Here is a 20,015-nt window from a genome sequence, read left to right as displayed (position 1 = left end):
CTTGCGGCGTCAGCCGTGCATTCTTGTGAATGTTCATCCAGGGCTCCAGGAACGTGCGCTTCGGTGTGGTAACCACAGCTTCACTGCCCGGACCTGGATGAACAACCTTCATAGCTTCGACATCTAGCCAGCAAGCGCCGTCACCATCTCGCCCAGGGTCTCGAGGCCCTGCTCGATCTGCGGGCTCCAGCCGTAGCCGCCGCTGAGGCGCAGGCAATGGCCGTAGCGGTCGGTCGCCGAGAACACGTCCCCCGGCGCGAAGCAGATGCCGCGCAGGAGCGCCTGGTCGAACAGCGCCCGGGTCAAGACCTGCGGCGGCAGTTCCAGCCACAGCACGAAGCCGCCCTCCGGCCGCGCCACCCGCGTGCCGGTGGGGAAATGGCGCTCGATCGCGCGGATCATCCGGTCGAGCGTCTCGGCGAACACGCGTCGCATGCGGCGCAGGTGATTGTCATAGCCGCCCGAGGCGAGGAACTCCGCGAAGGCCGCCTGCGGCAGGACCGGGCCGGCGAGCGTGGTCGCGAACTTATGCTCCAGCACCCGCTGCATATGCCGGCCGGGCACAATCCAGCCGATGCGGTAGCCGGGCGCCACCGTCTTCGAGAAGGAGCTGCAATAGAGCACGTCGGCGCCGGGTCGGAGCGCCATGAACGGACGTGGTCGCTCGGCACCGAAATGCAGGTCGCCGTAGATGTCATCCTCGATGAGCGGCACGGCATGGCGCGCCAGCAGATCCAGCACCGCCTGCTTCTTGGCTTCCGTCATGGTGCCGCCGAGCGGATTGCCGAAGCTCGATGAGAAGAGGCAGGCGCGGATGGCGCCGGCGTTAATCGCGGCGCCGAGCGCGTCGAGGTCGACGCCCTCGGCCGCGTCGGTCGGCAGCTCGAATGCCTTCAGACCCAGCGCCTCGAAGGCCTGGAGGAAACCGAAATAGGTCGGGCTCTCGATCGCCACCGTGTCGCCCGGCCGGGTGACGGCCTTGAGCGCCAGCAGCAGCGCCTCCGTACAGCCGCAGGTGACGGCGATGTCCTCGGCCGAAAGGATCCTGCCCCAGCGCAGCGCCCGGCGCGCCAGCTCGTGGCGCAACGGCGCATGGCCCTTCGGCTCGGTATAGATGTTGTGATCGACGCCCTTCGTGCGGGCGGCCCGCGCCAGGAACCGGTCGAGCCGGCTCGCCGCCAGGAGCTCGGCGCTCGGAATGGCGCAGCCGAGCGGCACCAGCCGCGGATCGGACGCGTGCTCCAGGAGCTTCAACATGACGCCCGGGATGCTGACCGGGGTCGGCCGGGCCGGCGGGCGCGAGGCGGCCGGAGCCGCAAGGGCCGCCGGCCGGCGCGCGATATAGAAGCCCGATTTCGGCCGCGCCTCGATGAGGCCGCGATCTTCGAGCAGCCGATAGGCCTGTAGCGCCGTCGTGAGGCTCACCCGCCATTGCCGGCCCGCCTGGCGCAGCGACGGCGCCCGGCCGCCCGGCCCGAGCGCACCGGCCTCGATCAGGCCCTCGATATGACGGGCGAGTTCCTCGTAGCGAAAGGCCTCGGGCATGGGCGCAAACTGTTATGGTCGATATTCCGGACTTCTGTATCTGTTATCCTCCGTCCGGCCGCGCTAGATCAAGCCCATCGGTTTCGACGGCGAGCGGAGCGTCCCATGGCACGGTTCCCCAAGAACGACATCATATCCCTGACGAGCGCCCATCCGCGCTACGACCTGGCGGAGAGCTACGGCCCCAATCTGCGGCTGGGCGACCTGCTGGCCGGCGCGCCGGACCTGGCCTCTCTCTCGCTCGGCTATGGCACGGCCGAGGGTGACCAGCGCCTGCGCCACGTCATCGCCGAGATGCATGGTGTCGGACCGGACGAGGTCGTCGTCACGGTCGGCGGGGCGCATGCGTTGTTCCTGCTGGCGTTCATCCTGTGCGGGCCTGGTGATTGCGGGCAGGGCGGCGAGGCGATCACGACCACCCCGCTGTTCCCCCAGGCACGGAGCGCGCTCGAAGCGGTCGGTACCGCCATCCGGACCGTGCCGCTCAGCTTCGACCAAGGCTATCGGCCGAGCCTCGACGAGTTCGGCGCGCTCCTCTCGCCGCGCACCAAGCTCGTCAGCCTCGCCTCGCCGCAGAACCCGTCCGGCGTCGCGCTCGACCAGGCGATGCTCCGCCGTCTCCTGGGTCTGATGACCGAGGTCTGCCCCGATGCCTATCTGCTGGTCGACGAGACCTATCGCGAGGCGGCCTATGGCGGCGACCCGGCCGCCCCCAGTGCCGTGGCGATCGGGCAGAAGGTCGTCGCGATTTCGTCGCTGTCCAAGGCGCACGGCGCGCCCGGCCTCAGGCTCGGCTGGGCGATCACGCACGATCCGGCACTACGCGAGCAGCTGGTGCTGGGCAGGTTCAACACGGTCATCAGCGGCTCGCCGCTCGACGAGGCCCTGGCCCTGGCTCTCCTCACCCGGCGCGAGCCGATCCTGGCCGGGCGGCGCGCGCAGCTTGCGGCCGGGCTCGAACGCACCGCGCGATGGATCGAAACGCAAGGCCAATTCGTCGAATGGGTCCGTCCCGATGCCGGCGCCCTCTGCTGCATTCGGCTAAAGCCCGACCGGTTCGACGAAACGGCGGTCGCCCGCTTTCGCGCGGAGCTCGCGAACGAAGACATCAGGCTCGCCGACGGCGCCTGGTTCGGTGACGAGCCGCACGTGTTCCGCCTGGGCTTCGGCTTGCTTCCCATGCCGGAACTGGAGACGGCGCTCGCCGGTCTCACCCGCGCGCTCACCCAGGCAGCGGGCTAAGCGGTCAGACCGCCTCCTGGAGCTTCGCGGCACTCTCGTCCGGCTGGAACTCCAGGATGTCGCCCGGCTGGCACTCGAGATAGGCGCAGATCGCCTCGAGCGTCGAGAAGCGGATGCCCTTGACCTTGCCCGATTTCAGCAGCGACAGGTTGGCCTCGGTCAGCCCGATCGCGCGGGCGAGCGCGTTCGAGCGGACCTTGCGCTTCGCCATCATGACGTCGAGCCGGACGATGATCGGCATCAGACGAACCCGTTGCGGTCTAGCTCGATCTGGCGCCCGGCTTCCATCACCTGGGCGATGACCATGAGGATGCCGCCCAGCACGAGCGCCTGGACCTCGACCAGATGGAACCAGGCGCGGTCGACCGCGCAATCGACGAGGGTCAGGAGACCGACGCTGAGGCAAGGCGCCACGGCATAGGCAATGAGCCAGAGGCCGATCTGCCGGATGTGGCTGGCGTTCTCGCGCGCGAACACCGTGCCCGCCGCATAGAGCCGGAACAGGCCGCGCAGGTTCGCCAGCACCAGGATCGCCGGCCCCATCTGCGCCACGAGCGCCACGGCGCCGCCAATGCGGTAGCGGGTGGCAAGGCTCGCGAGCGGCACCTTGCCGGCCGGCTGGCCTGAGCCGAAGGTAATGTCGACGCCGTCCGCGCCGACGAAGACATGGTCGCCCCGATAGAACAGCGCCGCCAGCACGAGCGCCGCCGTGAGCGCCGCGAGCAGCCAGAGCAGGCCGGTAAACAGCAGCGAGAACAGGCGGCTGCGCGCCTGAATGCGCCGATGGATCGGCCGTTCGCTGTCGGTCCTGGACGGCAGCATCGTCAGCAGCATGCCCATGGTTCGTCTCCCTCGAGATGGATCATCTCGACCATAGAACTAAATTTATTTCTGTAAAACAATAATTATTTTCAGATTCTCGCATTGGCTCGTCGATGAAAATTTTTCCCCGGCCCTGTCGGCTTCGGGCATCCTCCAGCGTCCTTGGGTCATGAAGGGAGGATGCCCATGCTCTACGCCATCCTGTGCTACGACCACGAAGACGCCGTCAGTGCCTGGCCCGAGGAGGAAGAGGCCGCCGTCATGGCGCGCCTCGGCGCCGTGCAGGAGAAGCTCGCGGCGCAGGGCCGGCTCGGCCCGGTCGCCCGCCTGCTGCCGACCACGGCGGCCACGACCGTGCGCAAGAACGGCGAGCATCTCGTGCTCGACGGTCCGTTCGCCGAGACCAAGGAGCAGCTCCTGGGCTTCTACATCGTCGAATGCGCCGACCTTGACCAGGCGGTCGAGACCGCCAAGGAACTGGCGAGCACCTACACGTCGGAGGGCAGCTACGAGCTGCGGCCGTTGGCCCTGTTCAAGCCGGCCCCGACGCCTGTCACGGTGACGCCTGCCACGGTGACGCCGGCTAAGGCCACGCCCGCAGCGGTAATGGACGCATGAGCGACCTCGCCTGGATCGACGCGGCGCTGACCGCGGCGCGTCCCCAGGCGATGGGGGCACTTCTGCGCTGGTTCCGCGATCTCGACGCGGCTGAGGAGGCGTTCCAGGACGCGTGCTTGCGCGCGCTCAGAACCTGGCCGGAGAAGGGGCCGCCGCGCGACCCGGCCAGCTGGCTCATCATGGTCGGCCGCAACGCCGGCATCGACCAGGCGCGTCGCCAGTCGCGCCAGGCGCCGCTGCCGCCCGACGAGCTCATCTCGGACCTCGAGGATGCCGAGAGTGCGGCAGCCGACCGGCTCGACGGCGCCGACTATCGCGACGACGTGCTCCGGCTCCTGTTCATCTGCTGCCATCCGGACCTGCCGGCAACGCAGCAGATCGCGCTGGCGCTCCGCATCGTCTCGGGCCTCTCGGTCAAGCAGATCGCGCGCGCCTTCCTGGTCGGCGAAAGCGCCATGGAGCAGCGCATCACGCGCGCCAAGAGCCGGATCGCCGGCGCCGGCGTGCCGTTCGAGCCGCCGGGCCCCGTCGAACGCGCCGAGCGGCTCGCCGCCGTCGCGGCCATGCTCTACCTGGTGTTCAACGAGGGCTATTCCGGCACCGGCACCGAAGCGCAGCAACGGGGGCCGCTCGCCGACGAGGCGATCCGGCTCGCGCGCCTGCTGCTGCGGCTCTACCCGGCCGAGCCCGAACTCATGGGCTTGACCGCGCTCATGCTGTTGCAGCATGCCCGCACGCCGGCGCGGCTCGATGCCGACGGCCAGGTGGTCCTGCTCGAGGACCAGGACCGGGGCCTGTGGCACCGGCGCATGATCGCCGAGGGCCTGGCGCTCGTCGACAAGGCGATGCGCCACCGCCGGCCGGGCCCCTATCAGGTCCAGGCCGCGATCGCGGCGCTGCACGACCAGGCCGCGCGGGCTGAGGATACCGACTGGGCGCAGATCGACCGGCTCTATCAGACCCTGGAGCGGCTGCAGCCCTCGCCGGTCGTGACGCTCAACCGCGCCGTTGCCGTCGCCAAGCTCAACGGGCCTGCGGACGCGCTCGACATGATCGAGCCGCTCGCCGACCGGCTCTCGGGATATTTCTATTTCTTCGGCCTCAAGGGCGCGCTGCTCGACCAGCTGGGCCGGTTCGACGAGGCGCGCGCCTGCTTCGACCGCGCCATCGCCCTCGCCCACAGCCCTGCGGAGGCGGCCCATATCCGGATGCATCTCGACCGGCTGGCCCGATTGAAATCGTCAGACGCCGACACCGCCTTACCTGGCACGTAATCGACCGGGCGCCGGCGATGGCGATGATGGGTCTCGTCTGGAGCCGCCAGACGCCCTGATCGATGGAGACCCGAGATGTCGCAAGCCCAAAACTCCTCCGCCCAACAAATCGCCGAACGCTATATCGCCGCGTGGAACGAGACCGATGCCGACCGGCGCGCGGCGCTCCTCGGCCAGGACTGGGCCGAGGACGCGGTCTACGTCGACCCGATGGGTCGTGCCGCCGGCCAGCGCGACATTGGCGCCCTGATCGGCGCCGTGCAGCAGCGCTTCCCCGGCTTCCGCTTCGCGCTCGTCCGCCCGGCCGACGGCCATGGCGATCATGTGCGCTTCTCGTGGTCGCTGGGACCGGCCGGTGCTGCGCCGCCGATCGAAGGCAGCGACGTGCTGGTGCTCGACGGCGGCCGCATCGCGCAGGTGATCGGCTTCCTCGACAAGCTGCCGGCGGCCGCGTGAGCGGCGGGCCTCCCGGCGCGTCGCGGCGCCGGGAGGCCCGTTTGGAGTACCACCCTCTTGGACGCTGGTTACGGCAGCCGCGCGATCTCGACCGGGTCCGGCACGCCCTTCAAGGCATGCCAACCGGCGCTGAGCCAGGCCCGGCCGGTCGTGCGCGCGAAATCGGCCGACATCAGGAGCGGCACGCCGAGCGCCTTGGTCAGCGTCTCGATGCGGGCGGCGCGGTTGACCGCGGGCCCGACGACGTTGAACGACAGGCGCCGGAGCGAGCCGACATTGCCATGCGTCACCTCGCCGATGTCGAGGCCGATGCCGCATTTGATCTCGACCGCGCCGCGCGCGCGCCGGGCCGCGTTCGCGACCTCGAGGCCGGCCAGTGCCTCGACCACGGCGTCGACGACCCCAGCGGTCACCGCCTCGTCGTTCGAACCCGGCGGGATCGTGAAATAGATCATGATCGCGTCGCCGATATGCTGCACGACCTCGCCGCCGCGCTTGGCCGCCGCGACGCCGAACAATTCGAAATATTCGTTCAGCAGGTCGAGCAGCTCGCCCGTCTCCATGGTCTCGGTGAGCCGCGTGAAGTTGCGCAGGTCCGAATACCAGATGACCGCCCGCATGCGCCCGCCGTCGCCGCGCTTGACCAGGCCGTCGAGGATGTTGGCTCCGGCCTGCGTCCCGACATAGGTCTCGAGCAGGCCGAGCGCGATATGACGCAGCAGGCGCACTTCGAATGCAGCGCTGATCAGCCGCGAAATGATCTCGAGCTCTTCCACATCCTCGTTCGAGAATCCTTCCGGCGCATCGGTCGTGAAGCTCAGGCCCGCGCTGCGCCGCCGGTCGGTAAAGGCGAGCGGCACGATCATGTAATCGGTCGCGCCCTCGGCACGCAGCTCCTGCAGCAGGGGCAGCGCCAGGATTGGCTTGTCGAGTCGCGCACGGAGCGTGTGGCCGGTGTCGTCGACGATCTTGAGCGGGCTGCGGGCGTAGCTCTCGGAGAGATCGGCGGTGTGCGGGTTGAGCGTGACCTGGACCTCTTCCACGCCCTCACGCGACCAGATGATGCGGCCGCCGCTGATTTCCGGGTCGAGGGTTTCGAGCAGCAGGCCCGAGCGCCAGATGCCGTAGCCGAGCCGGACCAGCTGCCGGCACAGCGATTGATGCAGCGCATCGATGTCCGCGGCCGAGCCCTGCCGCTCCGACAGCCATTCGACGAAAGGTTTGAGGCGCTCCACGCGCATGGTGTGATCTTGCTTTCCCGTTCGCCCGAGCGCGTGGCGCTCAGACCTGTTCCGCTGAGTCCGGCGGCTCAGGCAGGCCGGACAGATTATCGTAGAGCCGGACCAGCAGCCGCCGCAACGCGTCGCCGTCCTCGCTCGACATGCCGGCGATCGCCGTCGCCTCATAATCGAGCGCCAGGGGCACGATCCTGGCCGCGATCGCGCGTCCCTCGTCCGTGAGGTCGACCTCGACCGCGCGCGCATCCTCGGCGCAGCGCGTCCGGCTGACGAGCCCGCGCATCTGCATGCTGGTGACGAGCCGCGACAGGGTCGAGACCTCGATCGTCGTCGCCTCGGCCAAGGCGCCGAGCCGCATCGCCCTGTCATGCCACAGTACCGCGAGCACGCGCCACATGACGACCGTCAGATCGTCCTTCCGCAATTCGCGCTGAAAGGCCTCGGTAATGCGAATCGCAGCACGGTTGAGGAGGTAGGGGAGATAGCGCTGAAGATCGAAGGACGACAAGGACTGCCTCATATTATATTTTCTTCCGTTATACTCGGCGTGCCGGCGGAGTGAAGCGTCATTTTCCACCGCTGGCTGATCATCGGCAAGTCACCACGGGCGAGGTTTCGCGCGTAAACTTGAGGCAGTAAAGGATATCATCAGACCAGACGAGATGCCCGCCCCGTTCTGGACAGATCCGCCGCGTTCTCGATCGAATTGCCAATTGGATCCGTGTGAACCATCGGTTAGCCCTCTTGGGCGATGCTGGACCGAACGGCAACCCCAGAAAGGGAGGATGCGATGGCGTCAACGGACGATGCCGGGACCATCGTAGCGAGCGTGGCGTCCGAGGTCGGCCGATTGAGCGTCGATATCGCGGACGTGGTGAACAATATCGAGCAGGTCGGCGGTCTGATGGAAACGCAGACCGAGCGTTTCGAGCAGATCGATCGTACGACGCGCGACATCGTCGCGAGCAACCAGCAGATCGCCGACATGGCGTCCGAAACGCAGGGCGCCGCGGCCCAGGCGCGCCGCGACATCGTCAGTTCCAATGAGGAGATCCGGACTTCGCTTGCCGCGATCCAGGCTCTGGTCGCCTCGGTCGGCACGATCGGCAGCGAGCTCGCAGCCCTCGAAGCCGCGATGCAGCGGGTCGGCAAGGTGACGGCCGGCATCGAACGGATCGCCCGCCAGACCAACCTCCTGGCCTTGAACGCGACGATCGAGGCGGCGCGCGCCGGCGAGGCGGGCAAGGGCTTCGCCGTCGTCGCGAACGAGGTCAAGGCGCTCGCCCGCGAGACGAGCACGGCCACGGCCGACATCGGGTCGACCCTCGCCAGTCTGACCGCCCAGGTCCGCCGGCTCGTCGAACACAGCGCCGAGGGCTCGCGCCGGGCCGAGACGGTCGGCAACAGCACGGCGACGATCGGCTCCGTCATGGCGACCGTCGGCGATGCCGTCGTGCGGGTCGACGAGAATGCCGGGCGCATCGCCGGCGCCACCGAGGAGATCGCCCGCCGGTGCGACGGTTTCGTCGGCACGGTCGAGGCCATGCACGACGGCGTCGCCCAGTCCAACACCGCGCTCCGGCTCGCCGCCGAGCGCAGCCACCGGATCCTGGACTCGAGCGAGGCGATCATGGCCTTGACCGCAAGCTCAGGCTTCGAGACCGTCGACACCAAGTTCATCGACGCCGCGGTCCGCGTCGCCAAGGAGATCGAAGCCTGCTTCGCCCGCGCGATCGATGCCGGCGACATCACGGTCGACGACCTGTTCGACAAGCACCTGGTCGAGATCGAGGGCTCCAATCCGCCACAGTATATGACGCGCTACATTCCCTTCCTCGACCGGGTCCTGCCGCCGCTGCACGACCCGATTATGGCGCTCGACGAGCGCATGGTGTTCTGTGCGCCGACCGACCACAACAACCTCATCCCGACGCACAATCCGCAGTTCCGGAAGCCGCCGGGACGCGATCCGGTGTGGAACGCGGCGAACTGCCGCAACCGGCGGCGCTATCTCGACAAGTCCGCGGTGGCGGTCGTGCGCAATACCCAGCCGTTCCTGCTGCAGACCTATCGTCGCGACATGGGCGGCGGCGTCTTCGCGCTGATGAAGGACGCCTCGGCACCGATCCGCGTCACCGGCCGGCTGTGGGGCGGCCTGCGCGTCTGCTATCGCGTCTGACGCCGTTGCCGCTCATGGCCGCCATTGACGACTTCAGCCTAGCCGTTAGGCTGGCGCCCTCTCCATCGACCATCGAGGATGCCGCCTCGTGACCATCCGCTGGATCAAGGCTACGACAACCGACGCGCTCGCCGCGGACGACATGATCGACGTCGAGATCGAAGGCCGCCATATCGCGATCTACCATGTCGAGGGCGCGTTCTACGCGACCGCCAACATCTGCACCCACGCCTTCGCCATCCTGACCGACGGCTTCCTCGACGATTACGAGATCGAATGCCCGATCCACGCCGGGCGCTTCGACGTCAGAAGCGGCAAGGCGCTCTGTGCGCCCGCCTCGCAGGACCTCGAGGTCTATCCGCTTCGCATCGAGGGCACGGATATCTTGGTCGGCCTGGGCTGATCGGCCTCGGCTGATCTCAGGCGTAGACGCGCTCGTAGAGCGTCACCATCTCCTCGATCGTCGGCACGCGCGGGTTATTGCCGGGCGAGCCCGACGCCAGCGCCTGCTGCGCCATGGTCGGTGCCAGCTCGAGGTAGCGCTTGCGATCGATTCCGTAGCGCTCCGGCGTCGGCACCGAGAGGTCGCGGTTGATCCGGCGCAGCGCGTCGATCAGCCGTGCGACAGCCGCCTGATCACCCTCGGCCGGGTCCGACAAGCCCATGGCGTGGGCGCATTGCGCGTAGCGCGGCATGGCGGCCGGGGCCGAGAAAGCCGTGATCTCAGGCAGCAGCATGGCGTTCGAGAGGCCGTGCGGCACATGGAAGAACGCGCCGATCGGCCGGCTCATGCCATGGACGAGCGCCACCGAGGCGTTGGAGAAGGCCATGCCCGCCTGCGTCGCCCCCAGCATCATGGCCTCGCGCGCGGCATGATTGCCGGGCTCGGCGCAAACCGTCGGCAGATGGGCCCAGATGAGCTTCATGGCCGAGAGCGCCATCGAATCGCTGAACGGGTTCGCCCGCTTGCTGACATAGGCTTCGATCGCGTGCGTCAACGCGTCAATGCCGGTATCGGCCGTGAGCCGGAGCGGCATGCTGAGCGTCAGCTCGTAGTCGACGATGGCCGCGATCGCAGTCGCGGGAATGCCGGCGATCAGCATCTTCTCGTCAGTCTCGGTGTCGGTCACGACCGTGAAGCGCGTCACTTCCGAGCCGGTGCCGGCGGTCGTCGGGATCGCGATCAGCGGCAAGCCCATCTTGGGGATCGGCGCCGGCACCTTGTAGTCGCGCATCCGGCCGCCGTTCGCCGCCAGGATCGCCATGGCCTTGGCCGTGTCGATCGGGCTGCCGCCGCCGAGCGCCACCAGTCCGTCATAGTCGCCGCCCGCGATCAGCCTGGCCCCCGCCTCGACCACATCCGTGGTCGGATCCGGCACGGTATCGGCAAACACACCCCAGCCGATGCCGGCGCCGTCGAGCAGCTCGGTCACGGCCGCGAGTCGGCCGGAGTCGCGCATGAACGGGTCGGTCACGACGAGCGGCTTCGTAACACCGACTCGGCCAAGCAGGCCCGGCAATTCCTTGAGCGCGCCGCCGCCGATAACCATCTGTCTAGGTAGGGTGATATTGGCGATCATCGGCTCGTCCTCCCATTGGCGCGTCGTTTCAGCCGGTTATACCGGCCGTCCTCGACCCGGGACAGAGATTGGTCGCCAGATCGCCCACGCCAAGAGAGAAAAACCGTCGCCCCCGGGGAATAGCGCCCGATGGCAGACCGTTCGAATTTCAACGAGACCTTAGCCTTTTAGGCGCAGTCTCATTACGCGGTTAGGGGGTGCCGTCGAGGGCGCCGGCACCTGACGCAAACTGGCATTTTCTGGCCCGGAGCCGGCTATGGAGCAATCCCGTCCCGAATCGATGCACCGCCCGATGGCGGCGGTCGATCGACGCCGGCTGCTTCTCATGCTGGGCGCCGGCGCCGCGGCACTGGCCACCGGGCTCGGCCGCCACGCGCTCGCCACCGGCAGCGACATCCGCTTCTTCCGCATCGGCACGGGGGGGCCGAGCGGCACCTATTTCCCGCTGGGCGCCGAGATTGCGAATGCGCTCTCGAACCCGCCGGGCTCGCGCGACTGCGCCAAGGGCGGCGCCTGCGGCGTGCCAGGCGTGATCGCCGTGGCGCAGGCGAGCCAGGGCTCCGTCGAGAATGTCGAGGCGGTGGTGAAGGGCCAATTCGAATCGGCGCTGTGCCAGGCCGACGTCGCGAACTGGGCCTACGGCGGCACCAACGGCTTCGCCAAGGAAGGGCCTCATCCGGAACTCCGCGCGCTCGCCAACCTTTATGCCGAGAGCCTGCATATCGTGGTGCGGGCCGACGGACCGATCCATACGGTCAAGGACCTCAAGGGCAAGCGGGTCTCGCTGGGCGAACCGGAATCGGGCACGCTCGTCGACGCTCGCCTGATCCTGGCCGGCGCCGGCCTCACCGAGAAGGAGGTGAAGGCGAGCTACATGAAGCTGACGGCCGCTACCGCCGGCCTTGCCGACGGGTCGATCGACGGCTTCTTCCAGATCGCCGGCTGGCCGGTGGCGGCGATCACCGAGCTTGCGCAGAGCACGCCGGTGCGCATCCTGCCGATCCCGGCCGAGATGGCCGAGCACCTGCACAAGAAATGGAGCTACCTGGCGGCGGACCGGATCCCGGCCGGCACCTATGCCGGCATCAACGAGGACATCGACACGCTCGGCATCGGCGCCGAATGGATCACGACCGACAAGATCGAAGCGGACTTCGCCTACCGCCTCGTCAAGGCGCTGTGGAACGAGAGCAATCAGAAGATGATCGAGAACGGCCATCCGATCGGCAAGCGCATCAAGCTTGCGAAGGCGATCGAGGGCCTGGCCATCCCGCTGCATCCGGGCGCCGAGCGCTTCTACCGGGAAGCCGGCCTGCTGGTACAAGCGTCGCAGAGCCAGTAATAACGCGAGTCTTTTACAGCAAATAAATTCAAAGTAGAAAATAATTAGTGGTAAATCATATCTAAGCAAATCTCTATAGTCGCACCAACATCTCAAAAAGGACATAGTCGCCCACAAGACAAACCGGCAACTACTTCGCATTGCCGGCGTTTGCTTAGTCGAAAAATCTCACCTGGATCTTACCAGGCCAGTTCGACTGGGAAAGGGCGCAAGCATGTGCGTGCGGCGGGCATTATTTGCCCTCACGACAGTACTATGTTACTGCATCTTCGCAGAGCCGACTTCGGCACAAGGCGTGCTCAACGGCGGCTTCCTTGGCACCTACTATCCGAATGCCAATTTTTCGGGCGCGCCGGCCTTCCAGCGCCGCGACGTCCGGCTTGAGTTCAATTGGAGCGCGGCCGGTCCCGGCGGCTCCCGCTCGCCGGAATATGCCGCCGTCGGCCCGCAGGGCTTTTCGATCAACTGGCTGGGCAGCGTCAAATCGGCGACCACCGAGACCTATACTTTCTCGATGACGGTGACCGGCGGCGTCAGCCTGTCGATCCGGCCGACCGGATCCAGCGCCTGGACCAGCCTGATTTCGGATTCCGGCACGGGACAGCGCAGCCGCCAGGCGAGCTACGCGCTCACGGCCGGCCAATCCTATGATCTGCAGATCCTCAATTGGCAGAACGCCGGCGCCGGCGTGACGCGCCTCGCCTGGAGCAGCCCGACGGTCGCGAGCCAGACCCTCGCACCGGCAACGCCGATGGGGCTCAATATTGGCTATGCCGGCGCCAATGACCCCGACCTGATCTTCGCGGATGCGGTCAAGCAGTCCTACCCGTTCCAGATCTACTCGGACCACACCGACGCGAGCCATCCGGCGGCCGTCGACGTGAACGGCTGGCCGACGCAGGACGCGACGCTGCCGATCTGGACCAGCCTGTCGGAGACCGGTGGCACCTATCAGCTGCGCTTCAACGGCGAGGCGCAGGTCGTCGACTGGCTGGGCGCGGGCAGCTTCTCGTTCGGCGGCGTCACTTACGGCACCACATTGCCGCTTGGGGTCGGCTACAGCGCCGCGACGAACACGACTACGGCGACCTGGACCATCAGCGCCAGCGCCGCGCCAAAGGCGGTCTGGCTCGGCTTCAGCCAGACCCGGCGGACGTCCAGCGGCGGGGCCGGCACCGGCATCACCAACGTGGCGCTGCTGCGGCCACTTGGCTTGAACAGCACGCAGAGCCACGCGCCGGGCGAGCAGTTCACGGCCGACTTCAAGACGCTCGTCGGCCGCTTCACCGCGATCCGCTTCATGGATTACCTGGCTACGCTCAGCAATCAGCAGGTCAACTGGACCGACCGCATCAAACCAGGCGATTGGAGCCAGTTCCAGCCGAAGAGCGGCTATGGCTACCAGGGCAAAGGCGGCTCCTGGGAATATCTGGTGGCGCTTGCCAATGAAACCGGCAAGGACATCTGGATCAACATCCCGGTCAACGCCAGCAACGACTACGTGACCAAGGTGGCACAGCTCCTCGCCTATGGCAGCGACGGCACCAATCCCTATACGAGCGCGCAGACCAATCCCATCTATCCGCCGCTCAACTCGAACCTCAAAATCTACGTCGAATATTCCAACGAGATCTGGAACGCGTATTTCCCACAACACCAGCAACTGCGCGTCGCAGCCAATGCCGAGGTCGCAGCCGGCGGCTCACCGCTCAACTACGACGGCTCGACCGATCCCGCCGTCTGGTTCAAGCGCCGGTTCGCCGAGCGGCTGAAGCAGATCAGCGATCTTTTCCGCGCCGTCTGGGGCAATCAGGCGATGCTCGCCACCATCCGGCCGGTATTCGAGTTTGAATACGGCGACACCGGCAGCTACGGCCAGACCGGGCTCAATTTCCTCGACGCCTATTACGACAACGGCGACGGCGTCGCCCATGTGTCGAACCCGGTCCCGGTGAACAGCTACATCTGGGGCGCGGGCGGCGGCTGGTACGCCACCGTCAACAACGACTGCGCCACCAGCATCTCCGCAATGTATTCTTCCGGCATGAGCATGTCGGTGCCGCAGTCCACAATCGCCGACAGCAATCTCACCCGCGCCTTCGGGCTGGCCGTCGCCGGCTATGAGGGCGGGTTCTACATCGACAATCACTGCGGCAGCACGTCCACAAGCCAACAGGCGCTGCAGCTGCAGGCCAACTACGCGTCACCGGCTGCCAGTTTCGAAACCCAGAGCGTCAACCTGTTCTATCACTACGGCGGCGACATGCCTTTCGTGTTCAATGGGGTCGGCGGGATCTACGGCGTCGCCGGTCCGACCGTCCATGAGCAGAACACGCCCAAGCTTGCGGGCTTGGCCCAGGCCATGGCGACCGGCCCCGCGGCGCGTACCGTCGGCCAGGCCGTGCCGGCGACCCTGCCGGTCTCGAAGGCGGCATACGCTACCGGCACGACAGCGCTCGGCGGCACGCTCGCCCAGCCGGCCCAGTATATCGACTGGACGCTCAATCTCACGACGGCCGGCAAGTTCACCATCTCGACCGATACCGCGACGCCGGCGGCCCAGCAGATCTATGTCGACGGCATGCCGGTCGGCTCCGGCCCCTGGACGGGCGTGCTCGGCATCGGCCTGCACGGCATCCGCGTCCAGGATATCGGCAAGTCCGGCATGAGCCTCAGGAACCTGAACGTGGCGGCGGCGCCGTAGCCGCCTGGCTTGGGCGCCGCCCCTAGGACGCCCCCTAGGACGCCCCTGGGGGCGCCATGCGCCGGATCTCGATGCGGGCGTGATCGGGCAGCTGCTCGACCTTGACCAGCTCGCTGCCGGTCGTGGTGCAGAAATGCTCGAAATCCTTGGGTGCCCCCGGATCGGTCGCCAGCACGGCCAGGATCTCGCCGACCGCGACGGTTTTGAGCGCCTTGCGCGCCTTCAGCACGGGCAGCGGGCAGATGAGCCCGCGGGCATCGAGTTCGATCGTCATCACCGGAACATGGCGCGGCACCTTGTAGCAGACAAGTGCGCCGCAGGTGCGAAGCGCCGGGTTTGACCGCGCCGGCCGGCCGGTCCATCATCCTTTCCCGACACGTTCTCGGCCCGACACGTTCTCGGATTGCCCACGCTCTTGGATCTTCGGGGGAAACGCCAGCACCTGATGACAGCCCAAGCCGAGCCCCATAGCGACACACGGCCCCACCGCAATACACAGACGGTCACCACCACCTGCTACATGTGCGCCTGCCGCTGCGGCATCCGCGTGCACCTGCAGGACGGCCAGATCCGCTACATCGACGGCAATCCCGACCATCCGGTGAACAAGGGCGTGCTGTGCGCCAAGGGCTCGGCCGGCATCATGCAGCACCTGTCGCCGGCGCGGCTCACGGCCCCCCTGAAGCGCGTCGGCCCACGCGGCACCGGCCAGTTCGTCACCATCTCGTGGGACGAGGCGCTCGCGACGGTAACCGAGCGGCTCGGCCGGATTCGCGCCACGGACCCGCGGCGCCTGGCGCTCTATACCGGGCGCGACCAGTCCCAGGCGCTGACCGGCTGGTGGGCAAGCCAGTTCGGCACGCCCAACTATGCGGCGCACGGCGGCTTCTGCTCGGTCAACATGGCGGCGGCCGGGCTCTATACCTTCGGCGGCTCGTTCTGGGAATTCGGCGAGCCGGACTGGGAGCACACGCGCTATTTCCTCCTGTTCGGCGTCGCCGAGGATCACGGCTCCAACCCGCTCAAGATCGGGCTCGCCAAGCTCAGGGCGCGCGGCGCCAAGATCGTGTCGATCAACCCGATCCGCACCGGCTATTCGGCGATCGCCGACGAATGGCTGGGCATCCGCCCCGGCACCGACGGGCTCCTGGTCGCGAGTCTGATCCGCGAGCTGCTGCGCGCCCAGAAGATCGACACGGACACGCTCACGCAGACCTCGAACGCCGCCTGGCTGGTGATCGATGCGCCCGGCACTGCCGACGACGGGCTCATCGCGCGCGACGACAGGGGCCACCCCCTGACGCTCGATGCCGCCGGCACCGTCGGCCCGGCGTTCGATCCAGCGCGCACGCCGGTGCTGGGCGGCACGGCGATGCTAGCCGACGGCAGGCAGGCCGTCCCTGCCTTCCAGCTGACGGCGGCGCGCTTCCTCGACGATCGATACGCGCCCGAAACGGTCGCGGCAGAGACGGGCATCGACGCCGCGACCATCCGGCGGATCGCAGCCGAGCTGGCCGACGCCGCCTTCTCGTCCGGGCTCGAGCTGCCCGTCCCGTGGACCGACTGGCAGGGCACGCACCACGAGACCATGGTCGGCCGCCCCGTCTCGATGCATGCGATGCGCGGCGTCTCGGCCCATTCGAACGGCTTCCACACCTGCCGCCTCATCCATCTGCTGCAGATGCTCCTGGGCACGATCGATGCGCCCGGCGGTTTCCGCTACAAGCCGCCCTATCCAAAGCCGATACCGCCGGCAGTCAAACCGGCCGGCAAGCCCGCGGGCGTCGTGCCCAATTGGCCGCTGAGCGGCCCGCCGCTGGGCTTCCCGACGGCCCCGGAGGATCTGCTGGTCGAGCGCGACGGCCGGCCGTGCCGGCTCGACAAGGCCTATTCCTGGGAGGCGCCGCTCGCCGCCCACGGGCTCATGCATCTGGTCATCCGCAACGCCTGGGCCGGCGATCCCTACCCGATCGACACGCTGTTCATGTTCATGGCCAACATGAGCTGGAACTCGTCCATGGCGGTGGGCGAGACCCTGCGCATGCTGACCGACAAGGATGCGACGACCGGCGAATATCGCATCCCGTTCCTCATCTATAGCGATGCCTACGCGTCGGAGATGGTCGCCTACGCCGACATCGTGCTGCCGGACACGACCTATCTCGAGCGGCACGACTGCATCTCGCTGCTCGACCGGCCGATTTCGGATGCGGACGGGGCGGCCGATTCGATCCGCCGCCCGGTAGTCGCCCCCGACCGCGACGTGCGCCCGTTCCAGGACGTGCTGATCGAGATTGGCGCGCGGCTCAAGTTGCCCGGCCTCGTCACGGACGACGGCAGCCCGCGCTATCCCGGGCTCTACCCGGACTACATGGTCCATCACGAGCGCAAGCCGGGCCAGGGCCTGCTCGCCGGCTGGCGCGGCGCGCAAGCCGAATGCGAGGCGCTGGGCCCGCCCAACCCGTACCAGCTCGACGCCTATATGGCGAACGGCTGCTTCTGGCGCGGCGAGATCCCGGAGGACGCGCGCTATTTCAAGCACGTGAACCAGGCCTATCTCGACTGGGCAACCGACATGGGCTTCCTCGACCGGCCGGAGCCGGTGATCCATCAGCTCTATGCCGAGAGCCTGCAGCGCTTTCGCCTGGCGGCTGCCGGTCACGGGCTGATCCAGCCGCCGGACGAGCATCGGCAGCGGATCGCGACCTATTTCGATCCCCTGCCCTTCTGGTATCCGCCGTTCGAGGTCGACGCAGTCGATGCCGCGGCCTATCCGCTCCATGCGCTGACCCAGCGGCCGATGGCGATGTACCACGCCTGGGGCTCGCAGAACGCCTGGCTGCGCCAGATCCACGGCGAGAACCGGCTCTATGTTGCGCGCCCGCGCGCTGCAGCACTCGGCATCCGCGACGACGACTGGGTGCGGCTCACCAGCCATCACGGCACGATCACCGCCCAGGCGCGGCTGATGGAGGGTGTCAACCCGGACACGGTCTGGACCTGGAACGCGATCGGCAAGCGCGCGGGCGCCTGGAACCTGGCGCCGGACGCACCTGAGGCCACGCGCGGCTTCCTCATGAACCATCTGATCAGCGATCTCCTGCCGGCGCGCGAGGGCGGCTATCGCTATGCCAATGCCGATCCGGTGACGGGCCAGGCCGCCTGGTACGATCTCAAGGTCCGGCTGGAGAAGGTCGCGGCGCCCGATGCGCCCTTGCCGGCGCTGGGCCTGCCGCGCGGCCAGCCGGCCCGGCCGACGACGCTCGGCTACGGCAGCTGGTTCCGGAAGAACAGGAAGAAGGAGCCGGCATGACCAGCCTGCCGGAGGCGCCGGCGGCCAAGAAGCTGGGCCTCGTCATCGACCTCGACATCTGCGTCGGCTGCCATGCCTGTGCGGTCAATTGCAAGGAATGGAACACCGGCGGCAGCGCCGGGCCGCTCAGCGATTTCGAGCCCTATGGCGCGCACCCCGACGGCGTCTGGTTCAACCGCGTGCACAGCTACGAGGTGGGCGAAGGCGCCGCCGGCCGGACCGTGCATTTCCCGCGCTCGTGCCTGCATTGCGAGAACGCCGCCTGCGTCACGGTCTGCCCGACCGGCGCCTCGCTGAAGCGCGCCGAGGACGGCATCGTGCTGGTCGACGAGGACAAGTGCATCGGCTGCAAGCTCTGCTCCTGGGCCTGCCCCTATGGCGCCCGCGAGTTCGATGCCGAGGTCGGCGTCATGCGCAAATGCACGCTGTGCGTCGACCGGATCTACGACGAGACGCGGCCCGAGGCCGAGCGGGTGCCGGCCTGCGTTGCGACCTGCCCAGCCTCGGCCCGGCATTTCGGCGACCTGGGTGACCCCACCTCGGCCGTGTCGCAGATGGTCGCCGCGCGCGACGGTATCACGCTGATGCCGGAGCTCGACTACCGCCCGACCAACCGCTACCTGCCGCCCCGGCCGCGCGGCGGCTGCGCTTCTCATGCCCCGGCGCTCGAGCCCGCCGTGCCGGAGGGCACCGGCTTCTTGGGCTGGCTCGACCGGCTCTTGTCGCGCTGATGCATCCAGCCCTTTCCGTCATCGTCTTCACCGTCGCCTCGGGCATCGGCTATGGCATGCTGATGCTGCTGGCCGTGCTGCTGCCGGCCGGCGCCATGCCGACGGATCGTCTGTTCGGCGCGGTGGCACTCGGCTTGGCATTGGCGGCGATCGGCGGCGGGCTCCTGAGCTCGACCGCGCATCTGGGACGCCCGGAGCGGGCGTGGCGCGCCTTCTCGCAATGGCGCAGCTCGTGGCTGAGCCGTGAGGGCGTGCTCGCGGTCGCGAGCCTTGCGATGCTGCTGGCGCTGATCCTGGTCTGGCCGATCCTCCAAGCGCCTGACGACTGCATCGCCGCGACGGGCGCACTGACGGGCCTGCTCTCAGCCATGACCGTGGTCGCGACGGCCATGATCTACCGGTCCCTGAAGCCGGTCGCACGCTGGCACAACCGGTGGACCGTGCCGTGCTATGTCGCGATCGCGATCGCCTCGGGCACGCTCTGGCTCGAGGCGGCCGGCGCCGCGACCGGGCGGGCGGGCCTGCTGCCGCCAGGCGTCGCGGCGGCCCTGGTGCTGCTCGCAGCCGTCGTGAAGGCGCTCTACTGGCACCATACCGACCGCGCGCCGGCGCCCGCGACCATGGAGAGTGCGACTGGCCTCGGTGCGTTCGGCCACGTGCGCCCGCTCGATCCGCCGCACACGGCGGAAAATTACGTCATGAAGGAGATGGGCTTCCGCATCGCGCGCAAGCATGCGGCGAAGCTGCGCCGGATTGCTGGCGGGCTCGCCGTGGCGGCACCGCTGCTGCTGATGGGCCTGGGCTGGATCCTGCCCGTGCTGAGGCCGGCCGCAGCCCTGCTGGCCGCGCCGGTCGCGACCGTCGGCGTGCTGGTCGAGCGCTGGCTGTTCTTCGCCGAGGCGAAGCACCTGGCGATGCTATATTACCGGGCCGACGACGCTGCCTGAGCAGCAGCGGCGTCGACCGGTTTG

Annotated in this window: 18 protein-coding genes; 11 read left to right on the top strand and 7 right to left on the bottom strand. The window is 68.0% G+C overall.

Annotation, left to right across the window (positions count from 1 at the left end; translation table 11 throughout):
- Nucleotides 1-123: 123 nt before the first annotated feature.
- Nucleotides 124-1,545, bottom strand: a complete 1,422-nt coding sequence (locus tag IEY58_RS03425) for an aminotransferase-like domain-containing protein (protein WP_189042408.1) — start codon at nucleotides 1,543-1,545, stop codon at nucleotides 124-126.
- 105 nt (nucleotides 1,546-1,650) lie between these two features.
- On the opposite strand from IEY58_RS03425, the gene IEY58_RS03420 reads away from it, so the two are divergent.
- Nucleotides 1,651-2,787 (top strand): pyridoxal phosphate-dependent aminotransferase, encoded by a 1,137-nt coding sequence (locus IEY58_RS03420; protein ID WP_189042406.1) that lies wholly within the window; start codon nucleotides 1,651-1,653, stop codon nucleotides 2,785-2,787.
- Between the two features lie 4 nt (nucleotides 2,788-2,791).
- Here the strand turns inward: IEY58_RS03420 and IEY58_RS03415 are convergent, their stop codons facing one another.
- Both IEY58_RS03415 and IEY58_RS03410 read right to left on the bottom strand, forming a co-directional pair.
- Entirely contained in the window at nucleotides 2,792-3,028 is a 237-nt protein-coding gene (locus IEY58_RS03415) for a helix-turn-helix domain-containing protein (RefSeq protein WP_189042404.1), read from the bottom strand.
- On the bottom strand, nucleotides 3,028-3,627 hold the full coding sequence (locus IEY58_RS03410; RefSeq protein WP_189042402.1) for a DUF2975 domain-containing protein: 600 nt from the start codon (nucleotides 3,625-3,627) through the stop codon (nucleotides 3,028-3,030). Before IEY58_RS03410 ends, IEY58_RS03415 begins: the two co-directional genes overlap by 1 nt.
- Nucleotides 3,628-3,795: 168 nt before the next feature.
- Here IEY58_RS03410 and IEY58_RS03405 point away from each other — a divergent pair, with 168 nt between their 5' ends.
- The 3 genes from IEY58_RS03405 to IEY58_RS03395 all read left to right on the top strand — a co-directional run bounded on the left by IEY58_RS03405 (nucleotide 3,796) and on the right by IEY58_RS03395 (nucleotide 5,957).
- Nucleotides 3,796-4,227: a YciI family protein gene (locus IEY58_RS03405; protein WP_189042400.1), complete on the top strand. Its 432-nt coding sequence runs from the start codon at nucleotides 3,796-3,798 to the stop codon at nucleotides 4,225-4,227.
- A complete protein-coding gene (locus IEY58_RS03400) occupies nucleotides 4,224-5,501 on the top strand; it encodes an RNA polymerase sigma factor (protein ID WP_189042398.1) in 1,278 nt (425 codons plus the stop codon). Before IEY58_RS03405 ends, IEY58_RS03400 begins: the two co-directional genes overlap by 4 nt.
- 75 nt (nucleotides 5,502-5,576) lie before the next feature.
- Nucleotides 5,577-5,957, top strand: coding sequence for a nuclear transport factor 2 family protein (locus tag IEY58_RS03395; RefSeq protein ID WP_189042397.1), 381 nt, complete (start codon nucleotides 5,577-5,579; stop codon nucleotides 5,955-5,957).
- Nucleotides 5,958-6,025: 68 nt separating this feature from the next.
- Here IEY58_RS03395 and IEY58_RS03390 read toward each other — a convergent pair whose 3' ends face one another.
- Together IEY58_RS03390 and IEY58_RS03385 are read right to left on the bottom strand one after the other, a co-directional pair.
- Nucleotides 6,026-7,198 carry an adenylate/guanylate cyclase domain-containing protein gene (locus tag IEY58_RS03390; RefSeq protein ID WP_189042395.1) on the bottom strand — a complete coding sequence of 391 codons (1,173 nt, stop codon included), beginning with the start codon at nucleotides 7,196-7,198 and terminating at the stop codon, nucleotides 6,026-6,028.
- A gap of 40 nt (nucleotides 7,199-7,238) precedes the next feature.
- A complete protein-coding gene (locus IEY58_RS03385) occupies nucleotides 7,239-7,715 on the bottom strand; it encodes a MarR family winged helix-turn-helix transcriptional regulator (protein ID WP_189042393.1) in 477 nt (158 codons plus the stop codon).
- 270 nt (nucleotides 7,716-7,985) lie between these two features.
- On the opposite strand from IEY58_RS03385, the gene IEY58_RS03380 reads away from it, so the two are divergent.
- Nucleotides 7,986-9,374, top strand: a complete 1,389-nt coding sequence (locus IEY58_RS03380) for a methyl-accepting chemotaxis protein (protein ID WP_189042391.1) — start codon at nucleotides 7,986-7,988, stop codon at nucleotides 9,372-9,374.
- Between the two features lie 88 nt (nucleotides 9,375-9,462).
- On the top strand, nucleotides 9,463-9,777 hold the full coding sequence (locus IEY58_RS03375) for a non-heme iron oxygenase ferredoxin subunit (protein WP_229743453.1): 315 nt from the start codon (nucleotides 9,463-9,465) through the stop codon (nucleotides 9,775-9,777).
- 16 nt (nucleotides 9,778-9,793) lie between these two features.
- Here the strand turns inward: IEY58_RS03375 and IEY58_RS03370 are convergent, their stop codons facing one another.
- Nucleotides 9,794-10,924, bottom strand: coding sequence for an iron-containing alcohol dehydrogenase (locus IEY58_RS03370; RefSeq protein WP_456057516.1), 1,131 nt, complete (start codon nucleotides 10,922-10,924; stop codon nucleotides 9,794-9,796).
- Between the two features lie 286 nt (nucleotides 10,925-11,210).
- Between IEY58_RS03370 and IEY58_RS03365 the strand changes: the two genes are divergently transcribed.
- Together IEY58_RS03365 and IEY58_RS03360 are read left to right on the top strand one after the other, a co-directional pair.
- Nucleotides 11,211-12,296, top strand: coding sequence for a TAXI family TRAP transporter solute-binding subunit (locus IEY58_RS03365; protein WP_189042387.1), 1,086 nt, complete (start codon nucleotides 11,211-11,213; stop codon nucleotides 12,294-12,296).
- Between the two features lie 295 nt (nucleotides 12,297-12,591).
- A complete protein-coding gene (locus tag IEY58_RS03360; RefSeq protein WP_189042385.1) occupies nucleotides 12,592-15,000 on the top strand; it encodes a PA14 domain-containing protein in 2,409 nt (802 codons plus the stop codon).
- A gap of 34 nt (nucleotides 15,001-15,034) precedes the next feature.
- Here IEY58_RS03360 and IEY58_RS03355 read toward each other — a convergent pair whose 3' ends face one another.
- On the bottom strand, nucleotides 15,035-15,274 hold the full coding sequence (locus IEY58_RS03355) for a sulfurtransferase TusA family protein (protein ID WP_189042383.1): 240 nt from the start codon (nucleotides 15,272-15,274) through the stop codon (nucleotides 15,035-15,037).
- A 171-nt stretch (nucleotides 15,275-15,445) separates the two neighbouring features.
- Here IEY58_RS03355 and IEY58_RS03350 point away from each other — a divergent pair, with 171 nt between their 5' ends.
- Genes IEY58_RS03350 through IEY58_RS03340 form a run of 3 tightly spaced genes read left to right on the top strand, consistent with a single transcriptional unit; the run spans nucleotide 15,446 to nucleotide 19,991 of the window.
- Complete coding sequence (locus tag IEY58_RS03350; protein ID WP_189042381.1) at nucleotides 15,446-18,313, top strand: molybdopterin oxidoreductase family protein; 2,868 nt, start codon at nucleotides 15,446-15,448, stop codon at nucleotides 18,311-18,313.
- On the top strand, nucleotides 18,310-19,044 hold the full coding sequence (locus tag IEY58_RS03345) for a 4Fe-4S dicluster domain-containing protein (RefSeq protein ID WP_189042379.1): 735 nt from the start codon (nucleotides 18,310-18,312) through the stop codon (nucleotides 19,042-19,044). Before IEY58_RS03350 ends, IEY58_RS03345 begins: the two co-directional genes overlap by 4 nt.
- The gene (locus IEY58_RS03340) at nucleotides 19,044-19,991 is read left to right on the top strand and encodes a dimethyl sulfoxide reductase anchor subunit family protein (RefSeq protein ID WP_189042377.1); all 948 of its coding nucleotides are present in this window, start codon (nucleotides 19,044-19,046) and stop codon (nucleotides 19,989-19,991) included. The genes IEY58_RS03345 and IEY58_RS03340 overlap by 1 nt, the downstream gene beginning before the upstream one ends.
- The last annotated feature ends 24 nt before the right edge of the window (nucleotides 19,992-20,015 follow it).

The sequence above is a fragment of the Aliidongia dinghuensis genome, assembly GCF_014643535.1.
Taxonomy (GTDB): domain Bacteria; phylum Pseudomonadota; class Alphaproteobacteria; order ATCC43930; family CGMCC-115725; genus Aliidongia; species Aliidongia dinghuensis.
The sequence above is the reverse complement of the archived record's forward strand: the minus strand, read 5'-3'. Positions and strand labels throughout refer to the sequence as shown.

Coding starts and splice junctions, on each gene's coding strand:
- IEY58_RS03425 (WP_189042408.1), bottom strand. CDS start 1,545: ATGCCCGAGGCCTTTCGCTACGAGGAACTCGCCCGTCATATCGAGGGC.
- IEY58_RS03420 (WP_189042406.1), top strand. CDS start 1,651: ATGGCACGGTTCCCCAAGAACGACATCATATCCCTGACGAGCGCCCAT.
- IEY58_RS03415 (WP_189042404.1), bottom strand. CDS start 3,028: ATGCCGATCATCGTCCGGCTCGACGTCATGATGGCGAAGCGCAAGGTC.
- IEY58_RS03410 (WP_189042402.1), bottom strand. CDS start 3,627: ATGGGCATGCTGCTGACGATGCTGCCGTCCAGGACCGACAGCGAACGG.
- IEY58_RS03405 (WP_189042400.1), top strand. CDS start 3,796: ATGCTCTACGCCATCCTGTGCTACGACCACGAAGACGCCGTCAGTGCC.
- IEY58_RS03400 (WP_189042398.1), top strand. CDS start 4,224: ATGAGCGACCTCGCCTGGATCGACGCGGCGCTGACCGCGGCGCGTCCC.
- IEY58_RS03395 (WP_189042397.1), top strand. CDS start 5,577: ATGTCGCAAGCCCAAAACTCCTCCGCCCAACAAATCGCCGAACGCTAT.
- IEY58_RS03390 (WP_189042395.1), bottom strand. CDS start 7,198: ATGCGCGTGGAGCGCCTCAAACCTTTCGTCGAATGGCTGTCGGAGCGG.
- IEY58_RS03385 (WP_189042393.1), bottom strand. CDS start 7,715: ATGAGGCAGTCCTTGTCGTCCTTCGATCTTCAGCGCTATCTCCCCTAC.
- IEY58_RS03380 (WP_189042391.1), top strand. CDS start 7,986: ATGGCGTCAACGGACGATGCCGGGACCATCGTAGCGAGCGTGGCGTCC.
- IEY58_RS03370 (WP_456057516.1), bottom strand. CDS start 10,924: ATGGTTATCGGCGGCGGCGCGCTCAAGGAATTGCCGGGCCTGCTTGGC.
- IEY58_RS03365 (WP_189042387.1), top strand. CDS start 11,211: ATGGAGCAATCCCGTCCCGAATCGATGCACCGCCCGATGGCGGCGGTC.
- IEY58_RS03355 (WP_189042383.1), bottom strand. CDS start 15,274: ATGACGATCGAACTCGATGCCCGCGGGCTCATCTGCCCGCTGCCCGTG.
- IEY58_RS03350 (WP_189042381.1), top strand. CDS start 15,446: ATGACAGCCCAAGCCGAGCCCCATAGCGACACACGGCCCCACCGCAAT.
- IEY58_RS03345 (WP_189042379.1), top strand. CDS start 18,310: ATGACCAGCCTGCCGGAGGCGCCGGCGGCCAAGAAGCTGGGCCTCGTC.
- IEY58_RS03340 (WP_189042377.1), top strand. CDS start 19,044: ATGCATCCAGCCCTTTCCGTCATCGTCTTCACCGTCGCCTCGGGCATC.